Consider the following 18,081-nt stretch of genomic DNA (forward strand, 5'->3'; position numbering starts at 1 on the left):
ATCTAAAATAAAGCCCCAAATAAATGAGGCTTTATTTTTATGCAGAATTCCTTGCTGCGTTTACAATTCCGTAAAGAGTCCGTAGAATTAACTTGTTATAAATTGTTCTGTGTGCATCACTCGTATTCTTATCTAAACAACGTATAATTGCATAACGTTGGATAATTACCAAGGGATGTGTGATTTTCTCTCGTACTTGGATAGACTGGCGATCTAAAGGATACTTCTGCATTAAAACTTGTGTATCGCTTAAATCTAACAACAGCTCTTCTGTTAAAACAAACTCTGCTTTTAATTTTTTCCAGAAGTTACCAAAAGTTTCATCGTTTTCTAAATAAGCTGTTAACCTAAAATCTGCTTTAGTCATGGACATCATGCAGTTATCAATCACAGCTCTAAAAAAACCATTAGTAGCATAAAAGTCTTTAACCTGTTGCCAACCACCTTCTTTTTTAAGCTTAGCCAAGGCAGTACCTACACCGTAAAAACCTGGGATATTTTGTTTTAACTGACTCCACGACGTAACAAAACTAATTGCTCTTAAATCTTCTAATTTAAGTTCTGCATCTGAGTTTCGCTTAACCGGACGACTGCTGATATTGATCTGCGACAGCATTTTAAGCGGACTTTGAACTTCCAAAAACTTAAGGAACAACGGATCTCTCCTTAATTCCATAAATGCATCGTAACTGGTATCAGCAATATCACTAAAAAGCGTTCTTTCGGCTGGAGTCATTGTATCGCTATCTTTTTTATTGATTGCTGATGATATCCCGGCATTTATTAATTGCTCCATGTTATTTCTAGCACTTTCAAAAGTACCAAACTGCGAGCTTATGGTTTGACCTTGTACAGTTACCTGGATTTGCTTATTGGCAACATCCTTACCAAACGAAGCGTAAAACTTGTGTGTTTTACCCCCACCCCTTGCTGGTGGACCTCCTCTTCCATCAAAAAATGCTAAATCAATTCCGTTTTTTCTCGAAACTTCAGTAAGTGTATATTTTGCATAATATAAAGACCAGTTTGCCATTAAATAACCGCCGTCTTTTGTACTGTCAGAGAAACCTAACATCACCACTTGGCGTGTTTTGCGACGCTCTAAATGTTTCTGGTAAATAGGGTGATCGTAAAGAATCTGCATCACCTCGCTAGAATCCTTTAAATCGTCGATGGTTTCAAAAAGTGGTACAAAATCGATATCTAATTCATCCATTTTCCAACCACTCCATAAAAACAATTGCATCAACTGTAGAATATCAGATGCTTTTTGGCAGTTACTAATGATAAAACGGTGGCAAGCTCTTTTTCCCTGATGCTTTTGGATATCTTTAATCAATCTTATCACATCTAAACTGTCTTTACTAAGCTCTGCAAAAGAACCGTAATTCTCCAAACTAAGCTCGTTTAACGGAATAGCTTTTACTTTCTCTTCTTCAGACAGTTCCATATAGTTAGCAGGAATAGTACCTTTCACTGGCGCTGTAGCCATACATTCAGCAAACAAGGTGCGCAGTATCCGGCTATCCTGTCTGATATCAAGAGAGGCGAAATGACAACCAAACAGCTTCACTTTCCAAATCAGATCATCAACCACACTTGCGAATAAACCATCGTGATAATCTTTTAAAACGCGTTTGATATTTCTTAGATTATCAAGCAGTTCCTCTTTAATGTTTGTTCCTTCGCCGTTAGATTCAAAAGCATTGTCATAAATCAATTTCTCTAAAACATCCATGTACTTTTCAACACCGTTGAAAGTTACCCTACGTTTCATGTTTTTGAAATCGCGGTAGTAGCACCTAAATAATGCTTGTCTTAAAAAAGCGGAAACTTTTTTAGTAGTTTCAGTAGTCACATACGGATTCCCGTCTCTATCTCCTCCGGGCCAAAACCCAAGTTCGATCAAACTGTGGTTGCCTAAGTCTAGTTTAAATACATCTTCTAGGTTTTTATGAACGTTAGACGCGGTTTGGTAAAAAATATTTTCAAGATACCAGGTTAAGCTAACCGCTTCGTCAACTGGTGTAGGTTTTTCTTTTTTGAAAAAAGGTGTTTTCCCCAACTGTTTTAAAAGGAGGTTGATTGCGTTGACGTCGTTTTCTTTGATGGCATCCGTCAAATCGGTCATAATTCCTAAAATGGGACCTGGATAAAACTGCGTTGGGTGGGCGGTTAACACCAATCGCAATTTAAATTCCGACAGCGCATCTTGGATATGCTTGTAAAGGCTTTCATCTTCCACAGCCTTATTCATTAAGCTGTTTAATGATGTCGCATCGTCTAGGTCAGTTATTTTTGAGAAAGCAGCATCTTCGACCGCATCAAAAAGAACCACCTGCCTTTCAATGTATTGGATAAACCTGAAGAGTAGATCAAAAATCTCTTTTTGATCGGTTATCTCAACCTGTTTAGAAAAAAATGATTCGATGATATCATCGGGTCTCAAGCTCTTCTCTATTCCTTCTTCGCAATATTTAAAAAAATAAGGTAACGCTAAACCAGTATTTTTCACACTATAAAAAGGAAGTGTTAGAAAAAGACTGTTATAAAGTTCGAATTTTGTAGTGACTTCGTTTTTAAAGACTGTTTCTTTTGAACGTAGTGGTGTATTTAATTTCAACATGATGCGTGAAAATTACGTTAAACTTTGGGGTTACACAAATAAATATTAAAAAGAATGAAAAAGGTTTTTGCAAAATTACGCGGTTTAAAGCGCTTAAACCAAGATTCTGTATAGTCGATTATCTCGTTTAACGATGTTTTTAATAGATAAAATACAGGTAATTCAAAAATTAATATTCTGATGATTAATTGGTTACAGTATTTATTGCATTTTTTATCAAAATAAATTTGCCAGAATGATTCACTTTTGTACTTTTGCCCTCGGAGAGTTGGCAGAGTGGTCGATTGCGGCAGTCTTGAAAACTGTTGACTGTTACAGGTCCGCGGGTTCGAATCCCCCACTCTCCGCATCAAATTAGAAAGCCTGAAATCGTAAAGATTTCGGGCTTCTTTTTTTTTATGCAGTTTCAAGAGACTGATGACCAATCGTTTCTACGATCTCTTAAGGACAAAATGATGGTTCGATTTTGCAGATAAATATCTATCACCTCAAACTCTAAAAACTAAGCTTTTAATTTATCTTTGCCGACATGAAGATTCCGAAGCTCCAAGACTTGATCATATTTGAGAACGAAAACATAATTGTGGTCAACAAACCGCCTTTTATTTCCTCTTTAGATGAACGAGAAGGCGGAGATGTCAATATTTTAAGATTAGCGAAGCAGTATCACGAGGATGCACAAATATGCCATCGTTTAGATAAAGAAACATCTGGTGTAATGATCATCGCCAAAAATCCAGAAACCTACCGTTTTATTTCCATGCAATTTGAGCATCGTGAAGTAAAAAAGGTTTACCATGCTGTTGTTGATGGAACACATAGTTTTAACGATATACTTGTAGACTTGCCGATTTTGAACATTGGAAAAGGGAATGTTTTGATTAGTAAAAACGAAGGTAAAAAAGCCGACACCTACTTTAAATCTTTGGTGTATTTTAAGCACTACACTTTGATAGAAGCTAGACCAGTAACTGGACGTATGCACCAAATCAGGATTCATCTAGCTACACAAAAAGCATCAATTAGTGGCGACGAGATGTATGGTGGCAAACCAGTCTTTCTATCGCAAATCAAAAGAAACTACCGTATTAGCAAGAATGAAGAAGAACAACCGATTATGAAGCGCTTTGCGTTGCACTCTAGAGAGGTAACGTTTAAAATCTCTGAAACCGAAACCAAAACTTTTACAGCAGAATATCCAAAAGACTTCGCCGTATTGTTAAAGTTATTGGAGAAAAACGATAGTTAGCATAACGTGATAACATTTTTTAAATAAACGCTAAATAAAAAAATCCCCAACAATTGCTGGGGATTTTTTATTGCTAGCAAAATTAGTTTACCAGAATACTGTATATAGTGCAATCAAAATACCTATAATCAACAATGCTCCTACTGTAAAAGCCGGAGTAGGTTTAAACATGCTTGCGTCAACTTCTAAGCCTTTAGGATTTGGAGTAGATTTGTATTCTAATTTACTGATAAAGAACATCCCGATAACCGAAAAAAGAAATACAAAGCCCATTCTATCTAAGAATGGAATTTCATATACTCCGTTTGCTGGCACAGCAAATCCGGTAGAGTACAGGAATGAAAGATCCATAAACTCCGGAAGAAATTTTAAGACAACAGAAAGAATAAATCCACCGATTGTTGCAAAAAGTGCGGCCGAAGAAGTTGTACGTTTCCAGAAGAAACCTAAAATAAACATGGCAAAGATACCTGGAGATACAAAACCTGTGTACTCCTGAATAAACTTGAAACCACCTTTTTCGATTCCTAGGAATGGAGAGATTACTACGGCTAACAATATTGCAACCACTACCGTAATTTTACCTGTAATTACTAAGTTTTTTTCTGATGCGTTTTTGTTAAAAGCTTTTCTGTAAACATCTAAAGTAAAAATGGTTGCGATACTATTTGCTTTACCCGCTAAGGAGGCTACTACCGCAGCTGTTAAGGCTGCAAAAGAAAGTCCTTTTAAACCGCTTGGTAACAAATTCAATAAAACTGGGTAAGCTCTATCTGCTTGTAATTTACCATTTACCAACATTTCTGTAGTAAATACCTCTTGCTTGTATAATAAATACGCTGCTATACCCGGTAAAACCACAATCAGGGGCATTAAAAGTTTTAAGAAAGCTGCAAACAAAATACCGCCACGGGCAGTTTTCAAATCAGCACCTAAAGCTCTTTGAGTAATGTACTGGTTACATCCCCAATAGTTTAAGTTTACAATCCACATACCACCCAATAAAACGGTTAAACCCGGAAGCTCAATGTAGTTTTCGTTCTCTTTATCAAAAATCATATGGAAGTGTTCTCCCGCCTGTGAGGTTAGATGGGTAAAACCTTTTATTACACCTGTATCTCCATAATGTTCTGCTACTAAGTTTAATGCTAAGTAGGTTGTGGCTAAACCTCCTAAAATCAAGAAAAACACCTGAATAACGTCTGTATAACCAATTACCTTCATCCCACCTAAAGTGATAATGATTGCAAATATGGCCATGCCTAGCATACAAACTGTGAAGTTGATGCCCGATATACTACTTACGGCAATAGCTCCTAAAAATAAAATAGAAGTTAAGTTAACAACTACATAAAGTAACAACCAAAAAACGGCCATAATCATAGCAACTGTTTCGTTATACCGTTGACTCAAAAATTGTGGCATAGTAAAAATGCCGTTCTTAAGATAAACTGGGATAAAGAATACAGCTACAATCACTAAGGTAATGGCGGCCATCCATTCATAGGTAGCAATTGCCAAACCTAACTGAAAACCAGACCCACTCATCCCGATGAATTGCTCGGCAGAAATATTTGAAGCAATTAAAGAAGCTCCGATTGCCCACCATGTTAGCGAGCCTTCTGCTAAAAAATAATCCTTCGAATCATTTTTCTCGCTCTTCTTCTTCCGATATATCCAGAGTCCGTAGCCGGCTACGATCACAAAATAAGTCAGGAATACAATGTAATCCGCTGTTGAAAGTGTTTTCATTAATTTCTAAATTGGTTTAGGTTTTAAAAAAATCTTATAAATCAAACTAAAGAAAATTGGGGTAATTTACTCGCAATTTGATTTGCAAAAGCTAATATGCAAAATAATTTTTAATACATCGTGTATATTTTACAATAAGTAAAACATAAGATCACGATCTTATCAAAATATCTTTCAAAAAAACAACCCCAACTATTTACTTATCAAATAGTTGGGATTTTGTTATAAGAATACATTTTTTTTATAACACTTTTATTTAGATCTAAGCAATCGAATGCTTTGCGCCTGTTAAACCAATAAAGAACGTGAAATTCCGAGCTCTAAACCTCTTAGTTCTGCCAGGCCACGCAACCTTCCAATACCAGAATAACCCGGGTTGGTTTTTTTATTTAAATCATCTAACATTTGATGACCATGATCTGGACGCATTGGAATATTTACCTTGCGTTCTTGCATCAGTAAAACAACTTCTTTCACAACCGCAAACATATCAACGTTTCCTTCTAAGTGATTGTCTTCGTAAAAATCGCCTAATTCGTTTCTTCTGGTGCTTCTTAAATGCAAAAAGTTAATCCGCTCACCAAATTGCTTAACCATAGCTGGCAAGTTATTATCTGCCCGCACACCAAAAGAACCTGTACAGAAACATAATCCGTTATTTAAAGATGGTACTTCTTTTATCAGATAGCTGATATCAGCGGCAGTACTCACTACTCTGGGTAAACCCAAAATGGCATAAGGAGGGTCGTCTGGATGGATTACCATTTGTAGGCCATTTGCTTCGGCAACCGGAACTACTTCTTTTAAGAAAGCAACTAGGTTTTTACGGAGTTGATCCGCATCAATATCTGCGTAAGGATCTAAGGCTTCCTGAAACTTCTCAATGGTAAAGCTTTCCTCGCTTCCGGGCAAACCTGCAATAATATTGCGTTGCAGTGTTTGTTTCTCAACAGCATTCATTTCTTCGAAACGGACTTTTGCTCTTGAAACCTCCTCTGCATTGTAATCTTGTGCCGCATTTTTCCTTTTCAGGATAAACAGATCAAATGCAACAAAGGCAGCTTTCTCAAACTTTAGCGCTTTAGAACCATCTTGTACTGTAAACTCAAGATCGGTACGTGTCCAGTCTAAAACCGGCATAAAATTATACGTTACCACGTAAATTCCACAGCTAGCCAGGTTAATTATACTTTGCTTATAGTTTTGGATGTGAAGTTCAAAATTTCCAGTACGTGTTTTAATAGCCTCAGAAACTGGAACACTTTCAACCACATTCCAAATTAAGCCAGCATCGGCAATAAGTTGTTGACGCTCCTTAATATCGGCAACAGTCCAGATTTGTCCGTTAGGGATTTGATGTAAAGCCGAAACAACACCTTTACAACCTGCCTGCAATATATCGCTTAGTTTTACAGGGTCTTTTGGACCGTACCAACGCATGGTTGGCATCATTTGATAATTACTCATTTTTATTTTAAGGAATGAATTTTGAATGAATGAAAAAGCTTATTGAGTTTATTAGTTCATTAGTCTTAAGCAAATCAATCTTGATACTTGATACTCATATCTTGATACTCTATACTACTTGATACTTAAAAACTAAACCCCGCTGAAAACAGCAAAACCACCGTCGACATTAACTACACTACCGGTTACAAATTTAGAGGCATCGCTTAATAACCAAATTAAAGCACCTTCTAATTCTTGCGGTGTACCAAATCTACTAAATGGCGTTTGTTTAACTACTAAATTACCTCTGTCTGTATATGTCCCGTCTTCTTTGGTCAATAAAGTTCTGTTTTGTTCTGTTAAAAAGAACCCTGGTGCAATCGCATTCATACGCATTTTATCACCATACCTATTCGCCATTTCAACAGCAAACCATTTGGTATAGCCATCAATAGCACATTTTGCAACAGTATATCCTAATACTTTGGTAATAGAACGTTGTGAGGCCATTGAGGAAATATTTACAATGCTACCTCCCCCATTTTTCGCTATTTCTTCACCAAAAATCTGTGTTGGCAAAATAGTTCCGAAAAGGTTAAGGTTCATAACTTTGGTTAAAGCATCAATATCTAAAGTAAAAACCGATGCACTTGGATCAACAACAGCACCTGGCATATTGCCTCCAGCACCATTTACTAACCCATCTATCTTACCAAAAGCCGTCAAAATCTCTTCTTTTGCTTTGGTTAACGAAGCTTCGTCCAAAACATCAGCAATCACTGCCAGTGCTTTGCCACCTTTATCATTGATTTCTTTTGCTCTTAATTCTGCAGTTTCTTTATTTCTACCTAAAATGGCTACACTTGCGCCAGCAGCGGAAATCGCTTTCACAAAAGATTCTCCTAAGACACCTGTACCACCAGTAACCACAATCACCTTTCCTGAAAGATCAAACAGGTTTACATTTTCCATATCGTTTTTTATTAATTATAAAATTGGTTGTAATGACCCTAAAATTGGCGAAAATAAATGTTACTACCCGCTTTTTTACTTCATAAAACTACGCAACCGTTCCCAATACCTAAAAACTAAAAGTTTTATCATAAAAATGCCCCCAATAGTTCGAAACTTTGGGGGCACTTCAAAAGACGAAAATCGTCCTCAACTATTGATAATTAGCCACAGTTCCGTTAACCAAACTAGCTGCCATTTTTATTGCATTATAAGCATTTACTACACCGCCACTAATACTTAAATCAGAAAAATTAATTTGCGCTGCTTTATTATCAACCATCAAATCAACCGAATGATTTATTTTAACACTAGAATCCATAATAATCTTTTTCACCTGCGTTGCAGTTAAACTTGGGTAATAGCTGCGGATTAAAGCGGCAATACCACTAACCACTGGCGATGCCATACTGGTACCATTTAAACTTTCGTATTTTGAACCTGGTACCGTTGAATAAATTTCGACACCTGGTGCAAAAACATCAACTGTTGTTTTCCCATAATTGGAGAAACTGGCTTTTAAGCTTTCATTATTTTTTGGACCAGATGCGCCAACTTCTAACCATGACGAAGCAATACCGCTATTACCTTCGTAATTTCTGTTTGGAAAATTATTATCGATATCAAGATTTTTATTGTCGTTACCGGCTGCATGTACCAACAAAACATCTTTAGAAACTGCATATTTTACGGCATCATCCACTATTTTCTTGTCATCTGAATATGATTTGCCAAAACTCATATTAATAACCTTTGCGCCTTGATCTACAGCATATCTAATTGCATTTGCTACGTCCTTATCACGTTCATCACCGTTAGGCACCATACGTACACCTAATATCTTTACATTATTAGCTACGCCATTGATCCCTATTCTGTTTTTACGATCAGCGGCAATTATTCCTGCAACATGAGTTCCATGTAATGCATCCGGACCGGTAACATGGTTATTTCCGTAAAAAGCAGTGTTATCATTGATCCCTAACGCTGTTCTGGGCGAATAATTTAGGTTTAGGTGATAGTTTAGTTTTTCGTAATAATAATTATAGGCTTTGTCAATTTCATTGGCTTTAAACGTGGAGTAGTCTATGCTTTCGTCCTCTAGCGTTTCTAAAACTGCTTTTCTAGTAAATGCTTCTGCTGGGTCTGTTGTTTTATATTTTGTAAATCCACTAATGTTAAGCGAATCTTTATTCATTTTACTTTCCATCTGATCTAGCGTTTTTTTAAACCCCGCTACACCAATGAATGTACGATTGGCAGTTTCGTACTGTTTAATATAATCATCCTGCATTAAAAGCAACTTTTTGTATTCGGGATTACTTACTTTTTCGGCGCTATCTAAATTACTTTCAGCAAATTTGCGCTTTAACTTTCTAATCTGTCGTACCAGTTCTAAGGTCTCAAAATCTACGTCTTGTGTAGCATTTCCTAAAAAGTTCCAGCCATTAACATCATCTATGTAACCGTTATGGTCATCATCCTTACCGTTAAGTTTCTCTTTTTTACTCTTATAGATTACTCGCTTTAAATCTTTATGGCTTATCTCCACACCACCATCTAACACCGCTACAATTACAGGTTCTGATTTTTTGCCTTTTAGTAACTCGGCATAAGCTTTCTCTACGCTAACACCCATTACCGAATCTTTGGCATAATCTAGGTTTTGCCAGTTTCGATTTTCTTGCGCAAAAACTCCGGCAGTAATGGAGAAAATAAAAAGGAACGATAATAAAAATTTTGATTTGCAGAAATTCATAAAATTAGTTGATGTTATTAATTGACTATAAACCTCAAAAGTTTAAGTTTATTTTGATTAAAGAAAATAATGCACACTATTTTTACAAAAAAAGGTTAAACACAAATTATCAACGATAATCCGCATTTAACCTTTAAGCTATACTAGTATAAAAAAATTATACGAACACTCTCTTTATCGCAGCCATATATCGGACCATTTCTGCTTTAACTTTTGGAGACAATAATATCAACCCAATCATGTTAGGGAAAACCATGGCTAAAATCATCGCATCGGAGAACTTAATTACCGAGTCCAATGTTGCGGCCGCACCAATTACCACAAATATTAAGAAAAGAATTTTATAAGTAATATCAGATGTTTTAGACTTACCAAAAAGGTATTTCCAAGCTTGCAAACCATAGTAAGACCAAGAAATCATGGTGCTGAATGCAAATAGTACAATGGCAACGGTTAATACGTAAGAAAAATGTGGAATTACAGCATCAAAAGCTAAAGTAGTTAAATCTACGCCACCCACAGATTGACCTGTAGATTTTAAAACCACATTTCCGGTTGCATCTGTTAAGCCGTAAGCAAAAGCACCATCTTTGTTAAATAGGATAATTACCAGCGCTGTCATGGTGCAAATAACCACAGTATCAATAAAAGGTTCTAATAACGACACTACTCCTTCACTCGCTGGGTAGCGTGTTCTCACAGCCGCATGCGCAATAGATGCTGAACCAACACCAGCTTCGTTAGAAAAGGCTGCTCTACGGAACCCTGTAATCAATACCCCTAAAAAGCCCCCTAAACCAGCTGACGGAGAAAAAGCTTCAGAAATGATTAACCTAAATGCTTCGCCGATATAGCTAAAATGTGCAAATATGATGATCAAACAAGCCAACATGTAAAGACCTGCCATAAAAGGCACCAAGCGTTCGGTCCAAACGGCAATTCTTTTAATACCACCAATGATTACAACAGCAACTACACCTGCAATAATTAACCCTAGCAAACTTTTGATAAAACCACCTTCCAAATTGAAAGTAGAGGTAATCTGTGCAACGGCTTGGTTTGATTGAAATGCATTACCGCCACCAAAAGAAGCACCTACGCATAATACAGCAAACAAAACAGCCAACATTTTACCAAAAGCACTCATTTTAAGTTCTTTCAGCCCTTTTGCTAAATAATACATCGGGCCACCGTGTACTGTCCCATCTGGGTCAACATCTCGATATTTTACACCTAAAGTACATTCAACAAACTTTGAGGACATCCCAAGTAGACCTGCTATAATTAGCCAAAAAGTTGCTCCCGGCCCACCAACCGCAATTGCAACAGCAACACCAGCTATATTACCTAAACCAACTGTACCGGAAACGGCCGCAGTTAAAGCTTGGAAATGACTTACTTCACCATGTCGTTGTTCTTCTTCGGACATTGGAAGGGGCTGATCACTATCTGGATGGGCTTTAATACTCTCATTCCCTTCAACAAAATCATATTTTCCCTGTACTACTTTAATAGCCATTGGAAATCTACGGATGTTAACAAAAGAAAAATAAAAGGTAAAAAAAACGGCGCCACCAATTAAAACCACAAGAACAATTGGTACACTTAAATCTTTTGTAAGTGGAATTGAAGTAAAAACAAAGGCTTCCCAAGTATCTGCAACAGGCGCAAATGCTTTGTTTATTTTATCGTCAAGGCCTTCAGCGGCGAAAATTGTAGTAGAAGATGTTAATAATGTGAGGAGCGCAAAAAGTTTAAATAAGCTTTTTTTCATCTAGTAAATTTTAGGTTTAAGATTGTTAAGGTATTTAGAAAAAAATGAAATCGCAATTTTTTATTGCCTAATTCAATTTTTTATCAATAAAAAAACAACTTCACTACCCAATAAAACATACCTAGTTGACATGGCTAGCTGAGGAATGCAACCCAACCAATTATCCAGAGTTTAATTACGCTATAAGCTTTTATTTAGCCGATTTTGGGCTTTCATCAGTTAACACTTCAAACAGCATTTCCGGATAATCTGTAGTGATATAGTCTACACCTTCTTTAATAAAGTAATCCATATCTTCTTTCTTGTTTACGGTCCAAACATTTACCGAAAGTCCCAATTTATGTGAATTTCCAATCCAAGTATCATTTTCTTTATATACGGACATACGGTAATCAATGCCTGTTAGGTTATCAGATTTAATCTGTTGTGGAGCCTTTGCATCGCCTCTTGGCCCTACGTAAGACACGCGAGCATTTGGCATTAGTTCTTTTATCTTTTTTAAAGCATCGTAATCAAAAGAAATAAATTCCACCATGCTATTTTTATCATATTTCTTTACCAACTGAACAGCTAATTCTGCTGCCTTTAAAGTCCGGATCTTACTTATTTCCGAAGCTTTTAATTCATATATTAATTTAGTATGATTTTGCTTTAAGCCCTCTATAAAATATTCTTCAGCAGTTGGAATAGATTCTCCGTTAGGGTGCGCTTTACTTAACAATTGCTTGTAAGTGGACCTTTCCACATCCAAACCGTAAAAGGTTTGATCATGATTTACTACTAAAACATCGTCTGCAGTTAAATGTACATCAAATTCAGACCCTCTACATCCTAAATTAATTGCTTCTTTTAAAGATGCTATCGAATTTTCAGGAAGATTCTTCGCTTTCCATGCACCACGATGGGCAATTACTGGGTTCGCCACAACACTACTATTTTCTTTTTTCACCGACTGCTTTTTTTGAGCACATCCTACACAAAAACCAAGAATGGCTAGCGATGTTATTAAACCTAACGCTTTTCTACTAATTTTCAACATCTGATAAAGCTATTGTTTTTTTTCAAAATGTTTCTTTTTTTTTACTCTAAAATCTTATTTAACAACAAAAGAAAAGATTAACAAACACATAAACTTACTAAACCTTTTGGATAAAAGTGTTTAAACCGCAACCGCTCCCTTAATATGCGGATGTGGATCATAACCTACCAACTCAAAATCCTCAAATTTAAACCCAAAAATATCTTTTACTGCGGGGTTTATTTTCATGGTAGGCAAGGCTCTTGGTTCCCTGGTCAGTTGCAGTTCCGATTGTGTAATGTGATTATTGTACAGATGAGCATCGCCCAAAGTATGTACAAAATCGCCCACCTCTAAATCACAGACCTGAGCTACCATCATAGTTAGCAAAGCATACGAAGCAATATTGAAAGGTACACCCAAAAATATATCTGCACTACGTTGGTAAAGTTGGCAACTCAATTTACCTTTCTCTTCTCCTTTAGTAGAATCTGGCGGTGCAACGTAAAACTGGAAAAAACTATGACAAGGTGGTAAAGCCATATTTTCAATTTCGGCAACATTCCAAGCAGAAACAATAATTCTACGGCTATCGGGGTTATTTTTTATCTGATTGATGATATTTGTAATCTGATCGATATGTTTTCCATCTGGGGTTGGCCAAGAACGCCACTGCGACCCATAAACCGGGCCCAAATTTCCATCTTCATCTGCCCATTCGTCCCAAATTTTTACGCCGTTTTCTTTTAAATATTTAATATTTGTATCGCCACTCAAAAACCAGATCAGCTCGTGTATAATAGATTTTAAATGTAGCTTTTTGGTAGTTATCATCGGGAAACCCTCAGCTAAATTAAATCGCATCTGATGTCCAAATACACTTAACGTTCCGGTTCCGGTTCTATCATGTTTTTGGGTGCCATCTGTCAACACATGTCTCATTAAATCTAAATACTGCTTCATTGATTTGGGTTTTAACCTACAAATTAAATTAATCTATATTTGCTATCCTATTAATATATAAAAAAGACACTGATATTATAATAGATGATCACTTTTCCCTCGGCAAAAATCAATATTGGCTTAAACATAACCAGCAGACGGACAGACGGCTACCATAATTTAGAAACCGTATTTTATCCGATAAAAATAAAAGATGCTTTAGAGGTGATTGAAGGTCCAGCAATGAGTTTTGAAACTTCTGGCATCGAAATACCGGGCCATGCGAATGAGAATCTGTGTTTACAGGCTTATGATTTAATGCGTGGAGATTTTGACCTGCCTAATATCAATATCCATTTACATAAAAACATTCCTATTGGTGCTGGTTTAGGTGGCGGTTCTGCCGATGCCGCGTTTTTTATAAAACTCATTAATCAAAAATTTGATTTAGGTTTAAGTAAAGAAGTAATACAAAATTATTGCAGAAAGCTTGGTGCAGATTGCGCTTTTTTTATAGCTAACAAACCGGTTTTTGCTTTTGGCAAAGGAGACGAATTTGAAAACATCAATTTAGATTTAGATAAATACTTTATTGCTTTGATAATGCCACCCGTATACGTATCAACTGGCGAGGCTTACCGAGGCGTACAACCAAAAACGCCATCGCAAAGCTTAAAAGAGCTTATCAAGCTACCTATTGAACAATGGCAAGGGAAAATCACCAACGATTTTGAAAACCATATTTTAAAAAACCATCCAACTATTAGGGGCGTAAAAGCATCTTTGTTAGAAGCAGGTGCGCTATTTGCGTTAATGAGCGGTAGTGGAGCTTCCGTTTACGGGATATTTAAAGACATTACAGATTTAAGCAGTTTAGAAAAAAACAACCTCGTTTTTAGTGGGATTTGATGATACAAGCACAAGCTAAACTCTTAATTATCGGTTCGGTTTGGCCCGAACCCAATTCTTCTGCAGCCGGAATTCGCATGCTACAGCTTATAGAAGTATTTTCGGCACATCATTACCAAATCACTTTTGCAAGCGCAACAGCCGATAGCGAGTTCGCGGTGAATTTGGCAGATTATGGTGTAGAAAAGGTAAACATAAAGCTCAATCACCACAGTTTTGATGACTTTATTAGCGAATTAAATCCTACGATTGTGCTGTTCGACAGGTTTATAACGGAAGAACAATACGGTTGGCGAGTAAGCGAAAATTGTCCGCATGCATTAAAAGTTTTAGATACCGAAGACCTGCATTGCTTAAGAGCTGCTAGACACAAAGCTTGGAAGTTAAATCAGACTTTCAACATTAGATTCTTACTAAAAGAAGATATAGCTAAACGTGAAATAGCTAGTGTTTTAAGGTGTGATTTATCTTTGATGATCTCTACTTTTGAAATGGAAGTTTTAAGCACTGTATTTAATACAGATTCTTCATTATTGCTTTACTTACCGTTTATGTTAAACGGGATTTCCAACGCAGAGACACAGCATTTACCTTCTTTTGAGGAGCGCACAAATTTCATCAGCATTGGCAATTTTTTACATGAACCCAATTGGCAGTCGGTACTAAATTTAAAAAACCATATTTGGCCACTCATCAGAAAAGCCTTGCCAAAAGCAGAACTTCATGTTTATGGCGCTTATCCGTCGGCTAAAGTGTTACAGCTAAACAATCCAAAAGATGGCTTTTTAATTAAGGGTAGAGCAGTAGATGTTGCTTCTGTTATGCAAACTGCTAAGGTATGTCTTGCTCCTCTTTTATTTGGTGCAGGTTTAAAAGGCAAATTGATTGATGCCATGCAAAACGGTGCGCCAAATATCACAACTGCTATTGGTGCAGAAGGCATGCATCAAAACTTAGCTTGGAGCGGTATTATTGCAGAAGGCGCAGAGAGTTTTGCAAACGCTGCTGTTTCACTCTATAACGAGAAGCAAACTTGGTTGAATGCTCAAAAAAATGGTTTCGAAATCATTAATCAGGTTTATCCGAAAGTGAAATATGCAAATCTGCTAATGAATACGATTAACCAACTTTTAAAAAACCTGGAACTACATCGCCAACAAAATTTTTACGGTGCAATGCTACAGCACCACACCTTAGCCAGCACCAAATACCTGGCAAAATGGATACAAGAGAAGAACAAATAAGATAAAAGCCCAAAGCCAACCTCATCTCTTAAAAATGCAAATATTTCGCTCAAATCTGGACTGATAATTGTTTAACCACCAAAAAACCAAAATCAGTTTAATATATATGGAGCATTTTTTTATTGTTGGCGATGTACATGGATGCTTTCATACCTTACAAACACTTCTAAAGAGCTGGAAACCTAAAACGCAACAGCTGATTTTTGTAGGCGACCTAATAGATAACGGACTTTACGGTCCGCAAGTGGTAGCACATATTTTAGATCTTCAAAAAAAACATCCCAAAACGGTTGTTATTAGAGGTAATCACGAGCAGTTATTTATGCAACATTGCTTAGAAGAATTTAATAAAGATTGGTACGAAAAGTCTGGAGAAGCAACTTTTTACCAGTATTTACAAGCAGGCAGGGCGATAGATCCAGACGCAGCATGGTTTGCTGATTTACCACTCTATTTCGAAACTCCAAATTTTATCGTTTCCCATGCTGGTATTTCTGATACCAAAGATCCGTTTGATGCCAATAATCCAGAAGGTGTAGTTTGGCAACGCAATGAAACCAAAAAACTAGAACAGCTACAGATTTACGGTCATACACCTAAAGAAAGTGCACTTTACGACATCAACACCCACTCTATAAATATTGACACGGGCGCTTATAAATGCAATAAACTGAGTGCTTTGATTATTGATGGCAAAGCAAGCATACAAGAAATTTTTAGTGTGAACACGGATGAGCGGGATTGTGAAAAAATTTTGCCTTATCTCTTATAATCTAGATCTACACAAACGCACCATAAAGATAAATCTTAAATATCAAGTTTCAGACCATCGTAGGCTAATGAGATATTTTCGGGAAGCTCTCTTGAAACATCTTCAAACTTCCCTAAACGATGGCTGATATGCGTAAAGTAGGTCTGCTCCGCTCCTATTTTCTGCGCAAATGCGATTGCTTCTGTTAAAGTAAAATGCGAGATGTGCTCTTCTCTTTGTAGCGCATTTAAAACCAGAATTTTTGTGCCCTTAATTTTCTCTTGTTCGGCTTCGTTGACGGTTTTGGCATCCGTAATATAAGTGAAGTCCTTTATCCTAAACCCTAAAACGGGCATTTTAAAATGAACAACCTCAATGGGTTGGAATTCAATATCTCCAACAGAAAACCGTTCGTTTCCGATACGGTGAATGTTTAATAAAGGAATGCCTGGGTACTTAAAATCAGCAAAGATATAATGAAACTCTCGTTTCAAACCTTCTTCAACAGCTATTGTGGCATAAATATCCATAGCTCCTTTTTGCTTAAAATTAAAGGCTCGCACATCGTCTAACCCGGCGATATGGTCTTTATGTTCGTGGGTAAAAACTACAGCATCTAAATGTTGAACGTTTCCTCGCAACATCTGTTGACGAAAATCCGGACCGGTATCTATAATTACAGTTTTCTCGTCGGATTCAATTAAGATACTGCTTCTTAGGCGCTTGTCGCGGAAATCTGCAGACTGGCATACTTCGCAGTTACAAGCGATAACTGGTACTCCTTGTGATGTTCCGGTGCCTAAGAATGTAACTCTCAAATTTCTAATTAAGTTTTTTTGATGGCGTAATAAAACGCTTTCTATTTTTTTAACGGTTTATTCAGTTTAAAAGTTTTCTAAGTTTACCACCGCTTTTATATGTTCGAGCAAAACGAAGCTCAACACTTATCTTAAATCAACAACCTCTACTCCAGGATGCGCCTTTGGATCAAAAGAAAAAATAGTGTCGCTCACTTTTACATTTGGTATAAACGATTTGATCAAATAGGTATAAACACTTCCGTTTTTGTCATTAACAACAATGTTTGAGATTTGCTTATTTACCTTATCAATTCTTAATTTAATTTTAGAAAAAGAGCGGGTTTGCAGTGGAGCAAGTTCTATGTTTTGATATTTTTTCCCTCCAATAGTGGTTTCACCTAAATAAACATATTTAAAACCTTTCTCATACATGGTAAAGATTTTAGCAGGATTTAGGGCTGTCGAACTATCGTCAATCTCACTCACTTGCACTTCGTTATCTTCCTTTAAATAAGTCCATTGCACCTTACCATCAGAAATCAGTTCCTGATTAGCAATTGCAACTTTATACTTATTAGATTTTGACTTTGAGTACAAAACACCACTTTGACTATCGCTGATATTGGCTTGTGGATTTTTAATAGTGTAAGTAAAATCTGCTTTTATAACATCGTACGAACGATATTTTTTGCTGACCCCTGCTAAAATGGCCTTCGCCGTAGCATCCGACTGTGCAAATGCCAAGTTACTAGCAAATAAAAATGTTATTAATAAATAAACAATATTTTTTTTCATTA

The 18,081-nt window shown here is 36.6% G+C and carries 14 protein-coding genes and 1 tRNA gene; 5 read left to right on the top strand and 10 right to left on the bottom strand.

The annotated features are described in order from the left end of the window. Positions 1-37: 37 nt before the first annotated feature. A complete protein-coding gene (locus B176_RS0111720) occupies positions 38-2,626 on the bottom strand; it encodes a phosphoenolpyruvate carboxylase (RefSeq protein ID WP_017259005.1) in 2,589 nt (862 codons plus the stop codon). A gap of 262 nt (positions 2,627-2,888) precedes the next feature. Here B176_RS0111720 and B176_RS0111725 point away from each other — a divergent pair. Beyond that, positions 2,889-2,973 (top strand) — tRNA-Ser (locus B176_RS0111725). Positions 2,974-3,155: 182 nt separating this feature from the next. Then, on the top strand, positions 3,156-3,875 hold the full coding sequence (locus B176_RS0111730; protein ID WP_017259006.1) for an RluA family pseudouridine synthase: 720 nt from the start codon (positions 3,156-3,158) through the stop codon (positions 3,873-3,875). 87 nt (positions 3,876-3,962) lie between these two features. Here B176_RS0111730 and B176_RS0111735 read toward each other — a convergent pair whose 3' ends face one another. The 7 genes from B176_RS0111735 to B176_RS0111770 all read right to left on the bottom strand — a co-directional run bounded on the left by B176_RS0111735 (position 3,963) and on the right by B176_RS0111770 (position 13,601). After that, complete coding sequence (locus B176_RS0111735; protein WP_017259007.1) at positions 3,963-5,627, bottom strand: sodium/sugar symporter; 1,665 nt, start codon at positions 5,625-5,627, stop codon at positions 3,963-3,965. 288 nt (positions 5,628-5,915) lie between these two features. Then, positions 5,916-7,094: a mannonate dehydratase gene (gene uxuA / locus B176_RS0111740; protein ID WP_017259008.1), complete on the bottom strand. Its 1,179-nt coding sequence runs from the start codon at positions 7,092-7,094 to the stop codon at positions 5,916-5,918. 132 nt (positions 7,095-7,226) lie between these two features. Continuing rightward, positions 7,227-8,048, bottom strand: a complete 822-nt coding sequence (locus B176_RS0111745; protein WP_017259009.1) for an SDR family oxidoreductase — start codon at positions 8,046-8,048, stop codon at positions 7,227-7,229. Positions 8,049-8,241: 193 nt separating this feature from the next. Continuing rightward, positions 8,242-9,846, bottom strand: coding sequence for a S8 family peptidase (locus tag B176_RS0111750; RefSeq protein ID WP_017259010.1), 1,605 nt, complete (start codon positions 9,844-9,846; stop codon positions 8,242-8,244). A 157-nt stretch (positions 9,847-10,003) separates the two neighbouring features. Then, entirely contained in the window at positions 10,004-11,620 is a 1,617-nt protein-coding gene (locus B176_RS0111760; protein WP_017259012.1) for an alanine/glycine:cation symporter family protein, read from the bottom strand. A gap of 190 nt (positions 11,621-11,810) precedes the next feature. Further along, the gene (locus tag B176_RS0111765; RefSeq protein WP_237739829.1) at positions 11,811-12,569 is read right to left on the bottom strand and encodes a glycerophosphodiester phosphodiesterase family protein; all 759 of its coding nucleotides are present in this window, start codon (positions 12,567-12,569) and stop codon (positions 11,811-11,813) included. A gap of 210 nt (positions 12,570-12,779) precedes the next feature. Beyond that, entirely contained in the window at positions 12,780-13,601 is an 822-nt protein-coding gene (locus tag B176_RS0111770; RefSeq protein ID WP_017259014.1) for a thymidylate synthase, read from the bottom strand. Between the two features lie 84 nt (positions 13,602-13,685). Here B176_RS0111770 and ispE point away from each other — a divergent pair, with 84 nt between their 5' ends. The 3 genes from ispE (at position 13,686) to B176_RS0111785 (ending at position 16,505) form a co-directional block, all read left to right on the top strand. After that, positions 13,686-14,489, top strand: a complete 804-nt coding sequence (gene ispE / locus B176_RS0111775; RefSeq protein WP_017259015.1) for a 4-(cytidine 5'-diphospho)-2-C-methyl-D-erythritol kinase — start codon at positions 13,686-13,688, stop codon at positions 14,487-14,489. Then, on the top strand, positions 14,489-15,733 hold the full coding sequence (locus B176_RS0111780; protein ID WP_017259016.1) for a glycosyltransferase: 1,245 nt from the start codon (positions 14,489-14,491) through the stop codon (positions 15,731-15,733). The genes ispE and B176_RS0111780 overlap by 1 nt, the downstream gene beginning before the upstream one ends. A 106-nt stretch (positions 15,734-15,839) precedes the next feature. Beyond that, positions 15,840-16,505, top strand: coding sequence for a metallophosphoesterase family protein (locus B176_RS0111785; RefSeq protein ID WP_017259017.1), 666 nt, complete (start codon positions 15,840-15,842; stop codon positions 16,503-16,505). A 35-nt stretch (positions 16,506-16,540) separates the two neighbouring features. Here B176_RS0111785 and B176_RS0111790 read toward each other — a convergent pair whose 3' ends face one another. Then, positions 16,541-17,302, bottom strand: coding sequence for an MBL fold metallo-hydrolase (locus tag B176_RS0111790; protein ID WP_017259018.1), 762 nt, complete (start codon positions 17,300-17,302; stop codon positions 16,541-16,543). Positions 17,303-17,428: 126 nt separating this feature from the next. Then, a complete protein-coding gene (locus tag B176_RS0111795; protein WP_017259019.1) occupies positions 17,429-18,079 on the bottom strand; it encodes a LolA family protein in 651 nt (216 codons plus the stop codon). Positions 18,080-18,081: the final 2 nt, after the last annotated feature.

Origin of the sequence: Pedobacter arcticus A12 (assembly GCF_000302595.1) — a bacterium.
Lineage (GTDB): Bacteria > Bacteroidota > Bacteroidia > Sphingobacteriales > Sphingobacteriaceae > Pseudopedobacter > Pseudopedobacter arcticus.